The sequence below is a fragment of the Gimesia sp. genome (assembly GCF_040219335.1).
Lineage (GTDB): Bacteria > Planctomycetota > Planctomycetia > Planctomycetales > Planctomycetaceae > Gimesia.
This window is the reverse complement of the sequence record NZ_JAVJSQ010000044.1, coordinates 169,263-185,151: the sequence shown is the minus strand read 5'-3', so window position 1 is coordinate 185,151 and position 15,889 is coordinate 169,263. Positions and strand designations below refer to the sequence as shown.

The 15,889-nt window shown below is 53.6% G+C and carries 16 protein-coding genes; 12 read left to right on the top strand and 4 right to left on the bottom strand.

The window, feature by feature from the left end:
- The first annotated feature begins 54 nt into the window (after positions 1-54).
- The 6 genes from RID21_RS30435 (at position 55) to RID21_RS30410 (ending at position 5,866) form a co-directional block, all read left to right on the top strand.
- Positions 55-264, top strand: coding sequence for a DNA gyrase inhibitor YacG (locus tag RID21_RS30435; protein WP_145043445.1), 210 nt, complete (start codon positions 55-57; stop codon positions 262-264).
- On the top strand, positions 248-1,348 hold the full coding sequence (locus RID21_RS30430) for a DMT family transporter (RefSeq protein WP_350195578.1): 1,101 nt from the start codon (positions 248-250) through the stop codon (positions 1,346-1,348). The genes RID21_RS30435 and RID21_RS30430 overlap by 17 nt, the downstream gene beginning before the upstream one ends.
- Entirely contained in the window at positions 1,335-1,961 is a 627-nt protein-coding gene (locus RID21_RS30425) for a gamma carbonic anhydrase family protein (RefSeq protein ID WP_350195576.1), read from the top strand. The genes RID21_RS30430 and RID21_RS30425 overlap by 14 nt, the downstream gene beginning before the upstream one ends.
- Before the next feature lie 141 nt (positions 1,962-2,102).
- A complete protein-coding gene (locus RID21_RS30420) occupies positions 2,103-3,431 on the top strand; it encodes a Gfo/Idh/MocA family protein (RefSeq protein WP_350195574.1) in 1,329 nt (442 codons plus the stop codon).
- 320 nt (positions 3,432-3,751) lie between these two features.
- The gene (locus RID21_RS30415; RefSeq protein WP_350195572.1) at positions 3,752-4,459 is read left to right on the top strand and encodes an EF-hand domain-containing protein; all 708 of its coding nucleotides are present in this window, start codon (positions 3,752-3,754) and stop codon (positions 4,457-4,459) included.
- Between the two features lie 57 nt (positions 4,460-4,516).
- Positions 4,517-5,866: an outer membrane protein assembly factor BamB family protein gene (locus RID21_RS30410; protein ID WP_350195570.1), complete on the top strand. Its 1,350-nt coding sequence runs from the start codon at positions 4,517-4,519 to the stop codon at positions 5,864-5,866.
- Between the two features lie 30 nt (positions 5,867-5,896).
- Here the strand turns inward: RID21_RS30410 and RID21_RS30405 are convergent, their stop codons facing one another.
- Entirely contained in the window at positions 5,897-6,316 is a 420-nt protein-coding gene (locus RID21_RS30405) for a secondary thiamine-phosphate synthase enzyme YjbQ (RefSeq protein ID WP_145043458.1), read from the bottom strand.
- A 19-nt stretch (positions 6,317-6,335) separates the two neighbouring features.
- The gene (gene aroC / locus RID21_RS30400; RefSeq protein ID WP_350195568.1) at positions 6,336-7,478 is read right to left on the bottom strand and encodes a chorismate synthase; all 1,143 of its coding nucleotides are present in this window, start codon (positions 7,476-7,478) and stop codon (positions 6,336-6,338) included.
- A gap of 226 nt (positions 7,479-7,704) precedes the next feature.
- On the opposite strand from aroC, the gene RID21_RS30395 reads away from it, so the two are divergent.
- On the top strand, positions 7,705-8,457 hold the full coding sequence (locus RID21_RS30395; protein WP_350195566.1) for a DUF1614 domain-containing protein: 753 nt from the start codon (positions 7,705-7,707) through the stop codon (positions 8,455-8,457).
- Here RID21_RS30395 and RID21_RS30390 read toward each other — a convergent pair.
- Positions 8,450-9,094 carry a TlpA disulfide reductase family protein gene (locus tag RID21_RS30390; RefSeq protein WP_350195564.1) on the bottom strand — a complete coding sequence of 215 codons (645 nt, stop codon included), beginning with the start codon at positions 9,092-9,094 and terminating at the stop codon, positions 8,450-8,452. The two genes, RID21_RS30395 and RID21_RS30390, sit on opposite strands and share 8 nt — an antisense overlap.
- A gap of 164 nt (positions 9,095-9,258) precedes the next feature.
- Here RID21_RS30390 and RID21_RS30385 point away from each other — a divergent pair, with 164 nt between their 5' ends.
- The 5 genes from RID21_RS30385 to RID21_RS30365 all read left to right on the top strand — a co-directional run bounded on the left by RID21_RS30385 (position 9,259) and on the right by RID21_RS30365 (position 14,280).
- Positions 9,259-10,026 (top strand): sulfite exporter TauE/SafE family protein, encoded by a 768-nt coding sequence (locus tag RID21_RS30385; protein WP_502892637.1) that lies wholly within the window; start codon positions 9,259-9,261, stop codon positions 10,024-10,026.
- A gap of 58 nt (positions 10,027-10,084) precedes the next feature.
- On the top strand, positions 10,085-11,044 hold the full coding sequence (locus RID21_RS30380) for a M28 family peptidase (RefSeq protein ID WP_350195560.1): 960 nt from the start codon (positions 10,085-10,087) through the stop codon (positions 11,042-11,044).
- 61 nt (positions 11,045-11,105) lie between these two features.
- On the top strand, positions 11,106-12,464 hold the full coding sequence (locus RID21_RS30375; RefSeq protein ID WP_350195558.1) for a cytochrome ubiquinol oxidase subunit I: 1,359 nt from the start codon (positions 11,106-11,108) through the stop codon (positions 12,462-12,464).
- Between the two features lie 5 nt (positions 12,465-12,469).
- Positions 12,470-13,510 carry a cytochrome d ubiquinol oxidase subunit II gene (gene cydB, locus RID21_RS30370; RefSeq protein WP_350195556.1) on the top strand — a complete coding sequence of 347 codons (1,041 nt, stop codon included), beginning with the start codon at positions 12,470-12,472 and terminating at the stop codon, positions 13,508-13,510.
- A gap of 242 nt (positions 13,511-13,752) precedes the next feature.
- The gene (locus tag RID21_RS30365) at positions 13,753-14,280 is read left to right on the top strand and encodes a hypothetical protein (RefSeq protein ID WP_350195554.1); all 528 of its coding nucleotides are present in this window, start codon (positions 13,753-13,755) and stop codon (positions 14,278-14,280) included.
- On the opposite strand, the gene RID21_RS30360 is transcribed toward RID21_RS30365, so the two are convergent.
- A complete protein-coding gene (locus RID21_RS30360) occupies positions 14,281-15,444 on the bottom strand; it encodes a sulfotransferase family protein (protein ID WP_350195552.1) in 1,164 nt (387 codons plus the stop codon).
- Between the last annotated feature and the right edge of the window lie 445 nt (positions 15,445-15,889).

Here is a 15,889-nt window from a genome sequence, read left to right as displayed (position 1 = left end):
GATCTATAAGAGAATCAGACGCCGATTCAGCTACTCTATTCGTCTGAGGCTCCCATGATCCAACCTCAAACCTGCCCCATTTGCCGCAAGGTCGTCACTACAAAAGCTGGTGACGACCAGTCTGCTTTTCCATTCTGCAGCAAGAAGTGCCGGGATGTCGATTTCTTCCGCTGGTCTGATGGTCGCTATGCCATCGTAGAAGACCTGGATCCGCGGCTGATCGAATTGCAGCGCCTGGAGCAAGAGGGTGAACAAGATTTCTAACGCGTCCTCAGCGAACCCTTCTGAATCCGCCGCGACAGATCAGAGAGAGAATCAGGCGAGCGAAGGCTTGTCTCCCGTAGTCAAAGGCACACTGTTCGGGTTGATTTCTGCGCTGGCCTACACCGCTGCCAACATCTCACTACGAGAAGCTGCGGTCGACAATAACGCCGACTGGGCCATCTGGATCTCTGCTTTGAAATCAGTTCCCGCAACCATTGTAGGCTGGACACTGGTTGCCTATCGTGGTTCCAAAGGATTACCGGCACTGCCTCCCCGCCGACTGGTCATTCCCCTGATTCTGACCGGGCTGCTCATGCAGTTCGGCGGAAACGTCATGTTCCAATGGTCGCTGAGCCTCGGCGGACTTGCCTTCACGGTTCCGCTCTGTTTTGCGACCCTGCTCGCCACCGGGGCCATCCTGGGACGCCTGTTCCTGGAAGAGGCGATTACCCCCCGCATGTTTGCTTCCATGGTCATCCTGACGGCTGCCATTGTTGTGCTCAGTCTGGGTGCGCACCAGGCTGAAGAATCTGTGTTAGAACACATGGAGCACCATACCCGGTCAATTGTGACGGTTGCTCTGACCATTTTTGTTGCCTGTGTCGCCGGCTGCGCTTATGGAGCCGGTGGGGTCATGATTCGTGGAACCGTGCGCGGAGAGATGTCGATCTCCGCATCACTGGTACTGATCAGCACGACCGGCATGGTCTGCCTGAGTGGCGTGGCCTTCTATCGGCTCGGCATCGAGATCCTGTGGATCACGACTCCCTGGCAATACCTGGTGATGCTGGTGGGCGGCATCATGAATGCCATCGCCTTCTTTGCCATTGGTGCGTCCATGAAGCACCTCACGGTCACCCGGGTCAACCTGCTCAATGCCTCGCAGACCGCGATGGCTGCGTTTGCCGGCGTCTTCTTCTTTGATGAAAAACTGACGGTCTGGCTCTTGAGCGGAACAGCGCTGACAATCGGCGGTCTGTTCCTGATGGAAAAGAAACGCCCCGCGATCCCCAACAGTTCACTTTCCAAGACGTCACCAGATGACTCGACGCAACAGGAGGTCAGCTCGCATGAACAACCATGAATCATCACCAGAATGGCCTCTCAAAGCAGATACCATCCCGACGCCTCCGGAACTGCCTTATCCGGATGTCGACTGTGACTGGGAAGCGCTGCACTCCTATCCGGTCATTGATCCAACCGCCTGGGTGACTCCGGATGCCATCGTCACGGGACGCGTGCGGCTCAAAGCCCGCAGCACAGTCTGGCATCAGTGCGTCTTACGAGGCGACCTGGAATATATCGAAGTCGGAGCAGAGACGAACGTGCAGGACGGCTCAGTGCTGCACACCGATTATGGACATCCCTGTATCCTGGGAGATCGGGTGACGCTCGGACACGCGGCCATCGTGCATGGCTCTGTGGTGGAAGACGATGCCATGATCGCGATTGGCGCCACGGTCCTCAGTCGCTGTGTCATTGGCAAAGGCGCATTGATCGCTGCAGGAGCACTGGTAAGGGAAGGCATCCATGTCCCCCCCGGGACACTCTGGGCCGGCTGTCCTGCCCGCCAGATCAAAGTTCTCACGCCGCAACAACAGGAACGCCTGCAGGCCACCTGGCAGCATTATGTGAATCTTGGTGCGGCCAGCCTGGAGCGGTTCGGTCGCGAGCATATTGACCGGCTCACTCAGTAAACAACGCGTAATCTGTTCACGAGTTCAAGGCTCTGCAAAAAACTACCAGCAGATCGCATTTTTGCCTCGTAAACAGAGTAGCCGCTATGGTATCCTAAAGCATCAATTTTGTAATGAAACTAATTAACTCAGGATCCTCTTATGAATACTGAAAAGACTTCAACTTCCGCGCCGACGACGCGTCGTGATTTCATCAAATCCAGTTCTGCAGCCGTCGCTGCATCGACTCTGACAGGCAGTGTCTTCGCTGGAACATCTCCCTCAGCCGCACTGCAATCCAGTGTGTTTGCCGCCGGCAGTGATGAAATTCGCGTTGGTCTGGTGGGCTGTGGTGGACGTGGAACCGGGGCGGCCGCCCAGGCACTCGCCGCTGATAAAAACGCCAGACTGGTCGCGATGGGTGACACGTTCTACGATCATCTGGATAAGAGTTACAAGAACCTGAAAAAGAACCCGGTTGGCGAGCAGGTGCAGGTCGACGCAGATCATAAATTCGTTGGCTTTGATTCCTATCAGAAAGTCATCGACTGTGTGGACGTGGTTCTGCTGACCACGCCGCCTCACTTCCGCCCCATGCAGTTGCGGGCCGCGATTGAAGCCGGAAAACACGTCTTCGCTGAAAAGCCGGTCGCCGTTGACGCACCGGGCGTTCGTTCCGTCATGGAAACCTGTAAGCTGGCCAAAGAGAAAAACCTGTCGATCGTATCGGGTCTCTGCTGGCGCTATCACCAGGGTATGCGGGAAACCTTCAACCAGATTCATGAAGGTGCCGTGGGCGATGTGATGGCAATCCAGTGCAGCTACAACACCCGCGGTCTGTGGATGTTCAAGCGGGAGCCGGAATGGAGCGACATGGAATGGCAGATGCGCAACTGGCTCTATTTCACCTGGTTGTCTGGTGACTTCAACACCGAGCAGCATGTCCACAGCCTGGATAAAATGGCCTGGACAATGAACGACCAGACGCCGATCTCCTGCAGTGGTACTGGAGGCCGCCAGACACGTATCGGTAAAGAGTATGGTCACATTTACGACCACTTCGCGATCGTCTACGAATACCCCAATGGTGTCAAAGGCTTCAGCCGCTGCCGTCAGCAGGATGGTTGTGCTGTCGATGTTTCGGATCATGTATTCGGCACCAAGGGACGCGTCGATGTCTTCAAGCATCGTATCTACGATCCCAAAGGGGAAAAGACCTGGCAGTTCCGCGACAAAAGCAAGAACATGTACCAGGTCGAGCACGATGAATTCTTCGAAAGCATCCGCTCCGGCAATCCGATCAACAATGGTGACTACATGACCAAGAGCTCCATGCTGGCGATCATGGGTCGTATGGCCGCCTACACCGGAAAGAGCATTACCTGGGACGAAGCTATGAATTCGCAGGAAGACCTGACTCCCGCAAGTTACGAGTGGGGACCGATGCCGGTACCGCCCGTCGCCATGCCGGGAATCACCGCTTTCAAATAATCCGATTCAGCTGAAAACCACTACTCACTTCAGCACGAATCTCAGAGACCAACGCCCGCAGGCCGACTGCGGGCGTTTTTTGTTTCAATCAGCTGACTTTCGAGTCCTCTTTCGAACTCAATGAAATTCTGGTGAATGGCGAGTTTTTCGAAACATTTTCTCATCTTCCGTGTTTGATCTTTGTAGCTTGAGTTCCAGCAGTTACGTTAAGACTGGCAAGATGGGGCAGAGATTCGTCCGCCCCCTTTCGACAGCCCTTTCTGTAACCTTTTTGATAGAATCAACTTAACATTTCTAATTTCCAGTTCGGAGACTCTCAGATGCGTTTGACTCGTCTACTTTCAGTTGGCACGACCCTGCTCGCTATCAGTGCCACAAGCATGCTTTCAGCTCAACCTCCTGAAAGAGGAGATCGTCCCGAGCGTGGTGATCGGCCCGAAGGTCGTGAACGGGGTCCCCGTGATGGAGAGCGTGGGCCACGTGATCGTGGTCCGGGCGGACGTGGCAATTTCATGATGATGCTCCCGATTTTCGTCGTTCTGGATGTGAACAAAGATGGCGAAATCTCCAAAGAAGAGATGGAAAACGCCACCGCTTCGCTGAAGAAACTGGACAAAGATAAAGACGGTAAACTGTCACAGGAAGAACTGCGTCCCGACTTCGGTAACTTTGGTCGTCGTGATGGCGATCGTCGTGGCCCCGGTGGCGGATTTGGTGGTGGCTTCGGACGTCGCGATGGTGATGGTGGCGGGGACTTCGTGGAACGCATGATGGCCAACGACAAAAACAAAGACGGGAAAATTACCAAGGACGAGCTTCCCGAACGTATGCAGAGGATGTTCGACAACATCGACACCAACAAGGACAAGGCGCTGGATAAAGCAGAACTGACTAAAACTGCAGAACAGTTCAACGCCCGTTTCCGTTCGCGTGGTGGAGATCGTGGTGACCGTGGTGGTGATCGAGGACGTCGCAACTCAGACGGCGATCGCCCGAAACGCCCCGAATCGGACAACTCTGATAACTAAAGACCCATTGCTTCCGTCTGGTTCACCAGCGCATCCTGTTTTTCAAAGGACGATTTTATGCAGTCCCGCGTTGCTGTCTTCGCTTTGTTGATGCTGATTTCCTCAAGCGTTCAGGCAGACTGGATGCGTTTTCGGGGACCAAACGGATCGGGAGTTTCTGACGAAACACAAGCTACGCCTGCCGAGTGGAGTAGTCAGCAAAACCTGAAATGGAAAGTGGCTCTACCAGGGCCCGGTTCATCCAGCCCGATCATTGTGGGTGACAAAGTGTTTGTCACCTGCTGGTCGGGCTACGGAATGAGCCGGAATGAGCCGCCCGGAGACCAGAAAGATCTCAGACGGCATCTGATCTGCCTGGATCGCAAGACCGGGAAAGTACTCTGGGATCGCAGCGTGAAACCGGTGCTGCCCGAAGACGTCTATACCGGTATGTTTGCCGAACACGGCTTTGCCTCACATACTCCCACTTCGGATGGGAAACACGTCTATGCCTATTTCGGCAAGTCGGGAGCCGTCGCGTACGACATGGAAGGCAAGCAACTCTGGCAGACCATCATCGGTGATGAACTCGACCCCCGTCGCTGGGGCTCGTCTTCCAGTCCGATTCTCTACAAAGACCTGCTGATCGTCACTGCTTCTGCAGAAAGCGAAGCCATGGTGGCCCTGAATAAGGAAACCGGTAAGGAAGTCTGGCGCCAGGAATCAACGGGTTTCAACGCCACCTGGGGAACTCCCATTGTTGTCCCCGTCAACCAGGAGCGGACCGACCTGGTGATCGGCGTCCCTTATGAAATCTGGGGACTGAATCCTGAAAATGGAAAACTCCGCTGGTACTGTGAGGCCATGGACACTGACACTTACTGTTCCAGTGTGATCGCCGGTAAGGACGGCGTGGTGTATGGCATTGAAGGACGCGGTGGCGGATCGATCGCAGTCAAGGTAGACGGCAGTGGCGATGTGACCAAGTCAAACGTGCTCTGGTCGGGCCGGGATGCGAATCGTATCGAAACACCGATCCTTTATGATGGACGCATCTATTTCTTCTCGCGTGGCATCGTGAACTGCATCGATGCCAAAACGGGCGAACGGATCTTTCGAGGCCGACTGGAATCCGATACCGGATCAACGGCCAGTGAAGAACCTGCCAGAGGCGGTGGTTTTGGCGGACGACGGGGAGGCGGCGGTTTTCGCGGCAGTGATTATTCCTCACCAGTGGCTGCAGATGGTAAGATCTATTTCGTCTCCCGCTCCGGTGAAACGTACGTGATTAAAGCCAGCGACAAACTGGAACAGCTGGCCGTCAATCGCCTGACAAACGACGAAGAGGATTTCAGTGCTTCGCCTGCCATCGATGGGGGCGACCTGTTTATCCGCTCGGACAAGCACTTGTATTGTGTCGGCAAATAAGCTGTGGTGACAGGCGCTGGTCAACGGCGCCTATTCACCTTGAATCGTGACGACCAGTCGTCGGCTGCCGCCGTGGTTGCGATGCTCGCAAAGATAAATCCCCTGCCAGGTTCCCAGGCAGAGACGCCCGCCGCTGATGGGAATCGTCAACGAATTTCCGATCATGGATGCTTTCACATGCGCCGGCATGTCATCGGGACCTTCGCAGGTATGAATATAGGGAAACGATTCCGGGGCGATCTTGTTGAACGACATTTCCAGATCGACGGGGACATCCGGATCCGCATTCTCATTAATCGAGAGTGAGGCGGAGGTATGCATGATAAAAACATGCATCAACCCGGTTTCAATCTGGGACAGTTCAGGAACTTCGCTGAGTACTTCCCGTGTGACGATATGAAAACCGCGCGGCAGCGCGGGAAGTCGGATCTGTTTCTGTATCCAGGCCATGAGATAAGGCTCCTTCCTGTTAGACGTGGTCGAGCCGCTCCGGTGCCGCTTCGCACTGCGCCCGCCAGCGTAACCAGTGATCAGCCAGCGTGATGGCCAGCATGGCTTCCGCGATGGGGACGAACCGGGGCAGCAGACAGGGATCGTGACGGCCCTTGGTACGGATCGTCGTTGCTTCTCCTGAGCGGGTCACGGTGGGCTGTTCAATCAGCAGGCTGCTGGTTGGCTTCACTGCAGCACGGAAGACCAGAGGCTGTCCGGTGGAGATGCCCCCCAGGCTGCCACCGTGTCGATTGGAATCGGTACTGATAACCGGCGTACCCTCGTTTTGTTCCGCGACGAAGTGATCGTTATTTTCACTTCCCCGCATGGTGGCACAGCCAAAACCGGAACCATATTCAACTCCCAGCACGGCCGGGATGCTGAATAATGCTTTCGCGATGTCTGCCTTGAGTTTGTCGAATACCGGCTCACCCAGTCCCGGAGGCACATTCAGAGCCACGACTTCCGCGACTCCGCCAATTGAATCCCCGTCTTTGCGGATCTGATCAATGAACGAGATCATCTCCTGTGCCAGACCGTGGTCCGGACAACGCACGGGATTCGGCGTTCCGTCGGCAAACTGCTCGACCTGATCCGCGGTGATCGTGGTGGGATCAGCGATCTCAGCTTTGAGGTGCCCTACCTGGGTGACATACCCGACGATCTGTCCGCCGAATGCGGTCTGCAGGATTTTCTTGGCGACCACACCCGCGGCAACACGCACATTGGTCTCGCGGGCACTGGAACGCCCGCCGCCACGATAATCACGGAAACCGTATTTCGCGTCATAGGTGTAGTCGGCGTGTCCCGGGCGATACTTGTCTTTGATATCGCTGTAGTCTTTGCTCCGTTGATCCTCGTTGCGGATCAGGATGGCAAGACTCGTGCCGGTGGTCACACCTTCGAAGACGCCGGCCAGAATTTCCGGATGATCGGCTTCTTTCCGCTGAGTGACGATCTTGCTCTGCCCGGGTTTCCGCCGGTTGAGGTCGACGAGCAGATCTTCCACGCTGATCGGGATTCCCGGGGGAACACCATCAATGATAACTACGTTGCCCGGACCGTGGCTTTCGCCAGCTGTTGTGATCCGAAAGGCTTGTCCAAATGAATTTCCTGCCATACTTTGAATTGTAGCGGGACGTCGGGGAAAATCATCCTCACCAGATGTATCTGGTAGTCGAATTCACCGAGAAGGTAGGAATTGTTCGGAATATTCCCGCTGAAAACCTGCAGAATTGCGACTTCAGCCGCTAAAATGTCGCGGGAGTCGGCCCAGCGCGCCGGTCTCCTGAGTAAATGTATCTAAAAGCCTCTCTGTCGCAGAGATAGACTGGAAAGAGTAACCCGTGTCGAGCCCGCAACCGAATCCCTACGCTAATGCCCAGGCCGCTGGCTGCATGCTGTTCAGCCTGATGATCTTTCTGGGATGCATCCTGCCCCTGATGTTCGTGAATCTGGCAGAAACCGCGCTGAGAAACCTGCATTTAAGCCCGCAGGCTGCGATTCTGGTCCTGTTCGGCATGATCTTCGGTTCGCTGATCAACTTCCCCATCGCCCGCTTCCCGCTGGATAAAGAAGTGAATGTTCCCTACTTTGGCCCCCTGGGTGGTGTGCAGATCATGCCTCAGATGCAGAAACTGCGTCAGGAAGCGATCGTCGCCGTCAACCTGGGAGGCTGTGTGATTCCGGTCCTGCTGGCGATCTGGCTCTCGCGATACATCTTTGCGGGAGGTCAGACGCCCACCCTGGCCATGATATTCGGTATGGCGTTGAATATTCTGATCTGTAACCGCACCTCGCGGCTGGTACCGGGCATGGGAATTGTGATTCCCTTTTTCATCCCTCCGCTGGTGGCTGTCTGCTCCACGATTCTGGGCTTTGGAATCCTCGCCCCGATGGCGGGTGAAGTCGGTCGCGACTTCGAAGCGCTGCGTGCCCCGGTTGCATTCGTGATTGGAATTTCCGGCCCCCTGATCGGTGCTGACCTGATGCACTGGAACGACTTCAAAAAACTGGAAGCCCCTACCATCAGCATCGGTGGCGCGGGAACCTGGTACGGAATTGTCCTCTCTGGTCTGATCGCGGCCCTGGTTATTTAGTCTGCTGCTGTTCGACCAGAGATTTCAGAAAGGGGATCACGTCCTTCTGGTATGTAAATCCCCCTTTGCCATAGTAACCATGATCATTGTCAAAGCGTTTCGCGACTTTCCCCTGGCGATCAAAAATATAGGTCGCGGGCATCGAAGCCAGCTCGATGGAAGGGAAGAATTCCTCAGCGGCAACATTACTCAGGATATTGGGAAAGTGCGCCCGCTGTTTTGTCAGGAACTGCTTTACCTGAGGGCGGAATGATTCCGGCGGGTGCCGTTTCCCGCCGAAGTAATCACAATTGAACGAGATGCAGACCACCGATTCGGGAAACCGCTGCTGCAGAGCGACGAAATCCGGAAACTCCTGTATGCAGGGGGGACAGGAGGTCGACCAGAGATCGACGACAACAATCTGACCGGAGTGTTCTCGAATCAGTTCTTCAACACGCCGCCAGTCCCCGATTTCCAGCGGAACGGGAGTAACCGACTCATCGGACGCCTGGGCAGGGGAAGCAGCCTCAGTGAGATCCGTCGATTCCGACGACTCGCAGGCAGAGCTCAATATCAGAAGTGTCGAACAGAACACAGTGGTCCAGAACGACTTTTCCTCAAAAAAGATTACGGGGGTTTGCCGTAAATTCGCCATGATTGACTTGGTACTCTGCTGCGGAAACTTTTACACTGAGACGCCGATAGCATGCATTATACCCCCCGATGCAGATGACGACCATCGGTAACTCTTTCCCCGAGACAGAATAGAAAGTCAATCCCTTGGACTGGTGGCAGAATTTATTACTGGCTGGAGTCGGTGTGATTGCAGGTATGCTGAATGTCCTGGCCGGCGGTGGCTCTCTGATCGTCATGCCAACGATGATCTTTCTGGGAATTCCGGGAGCTGTCACAAACGGAACGGCCCGCGTGGCGATCTTGGGACAGAACCTCACTGCAATCGCCGGTTTCAGGCAGAAGGGATTTTCCGACTTCAAGCTCAGTTTTTCTCTGGCGCTGTGTGCGTTGCCCGGTACTTTTCTGGGGGCGTTCCTGGGAACCAAAATCACTGGTGTCTGGTTTAACCGCATCCTGGCAACCGTGATGCTGGGCGTGCTGGTCTCGATGATTCTGGGGCAACGCAAAAAGAAAAAGCCCCCACAGAATGTCACTGAGGAACTGACAACCGGATCAGAAGAAGCGAATACGGCAACAACAGAGCCTGCAGAATCGGCAGGACATTCGGTGGCGGGACACCTGTTGATGGTACTGGCTGGATTTTATGGCGGCTTCATCCAGGCAGGGATCGGGTTTATCCTGATTGCGATCATGAACAACCTGATGAAGATCGATCTGGTCCGCACGAACATGCATAAGGTCTTCATCGTCGCGATTTACACCATTGCCGCCATCGGCATTTTTGCCTGGCAGGGTAAAATATACTGGGCAACCGGATTGTACCTGACAGTAGGGATGTCCATTGGAGGCTGGATCGGCTCACACCTGGCGGTGAGTAAAGGAGAGTCATTCATACGAACGGTGCTGTATGTGGCTATAGTTTGTATGTCGATCCGGTTATTATTGATGTAGAATCTACTTTCGCGGGATGATCATTTTTTGAACGGATTTTTCAGATAGCAGGCAGGAAATGCAATTCACCCAGGCAGGCAGACGCGTTCTCTTATTCTTTTTCCCGTTGATGATCGGGGCAGTCATATGCGTCTGTCTGGTAAACAACGCTTGTGCCGCCGAGCCTGAATTCAATGCTTCCCGTTCCTTCGGCTACCTCACGAAAATCTGTCGTTTGAAGTCGCGCGTCAGCGGTTCGTCCGGCATGGCGGAGCAACAGAAGCTGATTGCGGAGCATTTTCGCGAGTTGAAGGCCCAGGTTAAGTTTCAGTCTTTCGATGCGCCGCATCCCATCCGGGGCACTCCCGTGCGGATGAACAACATGATCGTCAGTTGGAATCCGGATGCCAAACAGCGCATCCTGCTGGCCTGTCATTACGACACACGTCCCTTTCCCGATCGCGACCGCTACAACCCGCAGGGTCTGTTCATCGGTGCCAACGATGGGGCAAGTGGCGTCGCGTTTCTGATGGAACTCGGCAACCTGATGTCCGAGCTCAAAATCAGCCACGGCTACGGAGTCGATTTCGTTTTCTTTGATGGCGAAGAGCTGGTCTACCGACAGAACGACCCCTATTTTCTGGGTTCCAAGTATTTCGCAAACCAATATAAATCGGAACCGCGTGACTACGAATATGTATACGGCGTGCTGTTCGACATGATTGCTGATAAGAATCTCGCGATCTACATGGAAAAGAACAGTATCAAGTATGCTCCACAGCTGACGCGCAGCATCTGGCTGGCAGCACAAAAAGTGGGTGTCAGGCAGTTCATCCCCCAGGCAAAATTTGAGATCCGCGACGATCATTTACCCTTGAATGAAATCGCAGGGATTCCGACCTGCGACATCATCGACTTCGATTACCCGGCCTGGCATACCACACGGGATGTTCCCCGTGCCTGCTCGGGTGCGAGCCTGGAAAAAGTGGGCAAAGTCATGATTTACTGGTTACAGAATATTCCCGAAATTAAAAACTAAACTTGAACCAGGGCGCGTGGCGAAAGCCAACCCCTGATCACAGCGTCTGGATATCAGAGGAATGCTGGATTCACTCCTGTTACATCGCGTGCAGTTTGCTTTTACCGCCTCGTTTCATTACCTGTTCCCCCAACTGACAATGGGCCTGGCACTGCTGATTTTCATTCTCAAGACACTGGGACTCCGCGGCCACGCCTGGGCCGATGTCGCCGCTCGCTTCTGGCTGAAAATATTCGGACTGACCTTCGTCATGGGGGTGGTCACCGGGATTCCGCTCGAATTCCAGTTCGGGACGAACTGGTCACAACTCGTGAAGTCCACCGGATCGATACTGGGGCAGACCCTGGCGATGGAGGGAATCTTCGCTTTCTTCCTGGAATCGGCGTTTCTGTACCTGTTGATCTTTGGAGAAAAGAAACTCAGTAAGAAACTACACTGGGGTGTCTCGTTTCTCTTACTGCTAGGCACCTGGCTGAGCGGCTACTTCATAATCTGCACCAACGCGTTTCTGCAGCATCCAGTAGGCTATCGCATCGATGAGAACGGCGTCTACCACCTTACCAGCATCTGGGCACTGCTGAGCAATCCCTGGGCACTCAAACAGTATCTGCACACGATGACCGGCGCCGTAATCACGGGCAGCTTCACCATGTCCTCGATCGCCGCCTACCATCTGCTGAAACGTGAGCATGTGGAAATCTCGAGGAAGTATTTGAAGGTCTCCGTAATCGTCGGATTTACAGCCAGTCTGATCGCCGTCATGCCCACAGGGGACTGGGAGGCGAAACAAGTACTAAAGCATCAGCCCGTCAAGTTCGCAGCCATGGAAGGCCACTTTCATACCGAAGATGGTGCCGGCATGGTTTTGATCGGCCAACCCAACCTGGATGAACTTAAGATCGATAACCCGATCATTATCCCCAACGTACTCTCCTTCCTCACCTATGCCAGTTGGAATGCGGAAGTCAAGGGATTGACGGCCTACGATCGCGATCTCTGGCCGGACAATATTGAACTGCTTTACTTCTCGTATCACATCATGGCCGGTTTAGGCACGATCTTCATCGCGCTGATGGGGCTGAGCAGCCTGATGCTGTTCAAAGGGAAATTGCACACCACGCGCTGGTTGCTCTGGCTGCTGATGCTTTCGCTGCCCTTTCCCTTCATCGCGAATACGGCAGGCTGGTTTACTGCTGAGATCGGTCGTCAGCCCTGGTTGATTTATGGATTGATGAAAACCGCAGACGGCTCCTCCCGGAATATTTCGGAAGGGAACGTGATGTTTACCCTGCTGGGCTTTCTGGGACTCTACCTGCTGTTGTCCGTATTGTATTTCTTTCTGGCCACCCGCCTGATAGCCCACGGACCGGACAGACTGCCACAGATTGACGCTGAAATCGCTACTGGAGAGGGTACTTAAGCGAGATGGAAACACTCTGGTTAATATTGCTGGTCTTTATGATTGCCACCTATGTTGCGCTGGATGGTTTCGACCTGGGAATCGGGGTCCTGCATCTGATCCTGGCCAAAAACCGGTCAGAACAGAAACAGATTATGCAGTCCATCGCCCCGCTGTGGGATGGTAACGAAGTCTGGCTGATCGCCGCGGGTGGCACCATGATGATGGCCTTTCCGGGATTTATGAGTGCGATGTTCAGCGGCTTCTATCTTCCCCTGACGATGGTCGTCTGGCTGTTGATTTTTCGGGCCATCAGTATTGAGCTGCCGCACTTTCTCGAAGATTCCCTGTGGATCCATTTCTGGAATATGATGCTGTTTGTCTCCAGCGGACTGCTGGTCATCATTCTGGGAGCGGCAATGGCGAATGTCTTTCGCGGCGTCCCCCTCAATGCAGAAGGTGACTTCTTCGAACCACTGTGGACCAATTTCCGAATCGGAAAGCAGACAGGCATTCTAGACTGGTTCACGATTCTGGGAGGCATCACCTCTGCAGTGATTCTGCTGCATCATGGTGCACTCTGGCTGATTGCCAAAACAGACGGCGCTATTCATCAAAGAGCGCAAACCAGTGCCAACTGGCTATGGGGAGGCTCCGTGCTGCTCACGCTGATCATGTTCACCGCCTGTTACCTGGTCCAGCCACACGCCCAGGCGAGTTTCTCTGATCATCCATGGATCTGGATTCTGCCTATTCTGGCATTCCTGGCACTGGGAGGCACGCTGGTTCTCCGCAGACTGAATCGTCCGATGTTCGCGTTCCTGTGTTCGGTCGGATTTATCTACCTGTTCATTTTTGGTGGCACCGCTGCACTCTACCCGAACCTGTTACCCGGTTTGAATCCGGAGCATCATCTGACGATTTATAACACGTCGCCGTCTCCCGAAAAGCTGGCCGTCACCCTCTGGTGGTGGATTCCCGGAATCATCCTGGTCGGCGTTTATTTCACGATCCTCTTTCGTTCACTACCGAAAGTCATTTCCGCTGCAGCGACCGACGACCATTGAAATCTCTTGGAAGGATTGCTGTCCGCACCAGCTACCATCCTCAGAGGCGCACGTATATGTTGCTGAAAAACAACAAACCCCTGCATCCCAGTCAGCCTGTTTTCAATCCGGACAAAATGTCTGCTTCGCCGTTTTCTCCATGTTTCCTCCCTCAGCCGGTCTACACAATAAATTTTCGCTGGACGCGTTTCATCTGAAACCGAATTTGTTAGACTTGAAACTGAGCAGACGGGAAGATTGGAATGGCGACATTTCAACAGATCAAGGGGGTTCCCCCATCAACACTCAAGGATGTACCCATTGTGGCAGATACAATTCCCGGCATTATTGTCGGCACACTCCTGGTTTTATTCGGAGCAGGATTGATTCAGTTACATCGCACTTCCTGGTTTCATCGTCAGCATGACGATGAACTGAGCGATGATGACTACCAGTTCTTCTCCAAACAATATCGCAGGCGGATGCAAACCTCAGGTCTGCTGATCCTGATTGGTTTCCTGATCGTCATCGGCGACGCTCCGTATATGCCCTGGAAGACCTACCCGGGGCTGTTCGCCGTCTACTGGGGCGGTATCCTGCTGATCGCATTCTGGGTGATCCTGAGCGCGATTGCTGACATGAGTGCGTCGCGCGTACGCTCGACGACGTTGATCTCGCGGATTCAGGACCAGCAGCGGATCCTGGAAAAGCAGCTGACAGAACTCAGACAGAAACAGCACCGGAAATCAGAGTCGTCTGAGAAAGACAAGAACGATCAGTCAGACACGTGATCAGGAAGCCACACGGGCTTTCTTGATGAGGGCATCGGAAGGCAGCCGTTCATAGCCGAACATCTCGAACGCTTTCTGCCAGCGTTCGTAGATCTTCTTTTCCTGGGCGGCGTCCATTTCGTATTTGTTTTTCTTGTAGGATTTCTGATCCTTCAAATACGGCTGCATGTTCTTTTCCAGGTCTTCAAACCCGGTCAGGTTCAGATGCTCGTAGACTTTTTTCAGTTCACTCACGGGATCGGCAGTGAGATCTTCAAAGCTGACTTCGTGCAATTGTCCTTCCGGAACAATCTGGCGATCCCGCTCGTAAACGTGCAGGTGATTGACGTAAATGTTCGACATATCTTCTTCGACTTTTTCCATGTCAAGCGGAGCAAAGCCGTTATCGCCAAACATGGTCTTTCGCAGATGCAACGTCGAATTGTAAACCTTGTAGGGGTTGCGATGGATATAGACGAACCGGGCATCGGGGAACATATCCAGCAGGAAGCGGATACGAAACGTGTGTGTCGGTGATTTCAACAACACACGCTTGTTACCACCGGAGCGGTAGGTCAGTTTCTGCATGAAGTAGCGGAAGGTATCCCGCCAGACTTTGTCTTCTTTGGGAGTCAGCTGATCGAGTTCATAAAACCGGTCATAGACTTCAGGCTGATCACTGAACGCGATCGCCAGGTAGGGGGACATCAGGTGCAGTAACAGGATCGATGTTTCATCTTCCTGTGGCAGGTCCCAGGTGACAGGCATATTGTCCATAGGCCGCTGTTTGGGAATCAGATGCTTAACGACATGTTTCAGCACGCGTTCGGTCAGCAGAAAGTGTGAGGGAAATAGCATGGCTCCCATATTGGGATAGATAAACTGCTGATCCATCGACATCAGGTTATGCAGCAGCGTGGTGCCACTCCGCCAGTGACCGATAATGAAGACAGGTGATTCGAGTTTTGTCTGCTTGACTTTGCGACTGTAGATCAGACTTTCGAGTCCGCTCAAACAGGAATTGGAAAGACTCAGAGCGCCTGACGAAATCAATCGGTAAATACCCGACCAGCGAATAGTAGGACGCAACCGCATCAGTTTGACGAAGTTGACAAAATCGATGCCGGACCAGACGCAAAACGGGCCCTGGGTCGATCCATTTTTATTTACCGATTGTTTGGTCATCTGCAGAGAGTGTCCTACACTTTATCAACGCAATTCAACGCCTGCCTGTCGTGGTGTTGCCCGCCTTCAGTAAGCTGATGCATTCAACCTGGCTGAAGCGTTTAGAATATAATCGATTTTTCTGTATTTGTCTTGGGGAAGGCATGTGGATTAGTGGAGGTCGCCTGACTTTTTCTACCACTCTATCCAATATTGATCCAGTCGGGTATGGGGACCTGTCATGGATTATTTCGGCATCCGTTAAGCCAGACTTGGAAGAACTCTATTCTGTAAGTGGGGATTGGCCAAATACAGACATCAAGACTCGTCACAAAGTACGCGTCCATTCCCATCTTAAACTAACTGTTTCGCCTCAGTTACACAATTGAACTTACGTAAAATAGTTGCGAAACAGGTGTTTCCCAAGTCGGATGACCTGATTGGGCAAACTGTTCTCAGTTGCGGG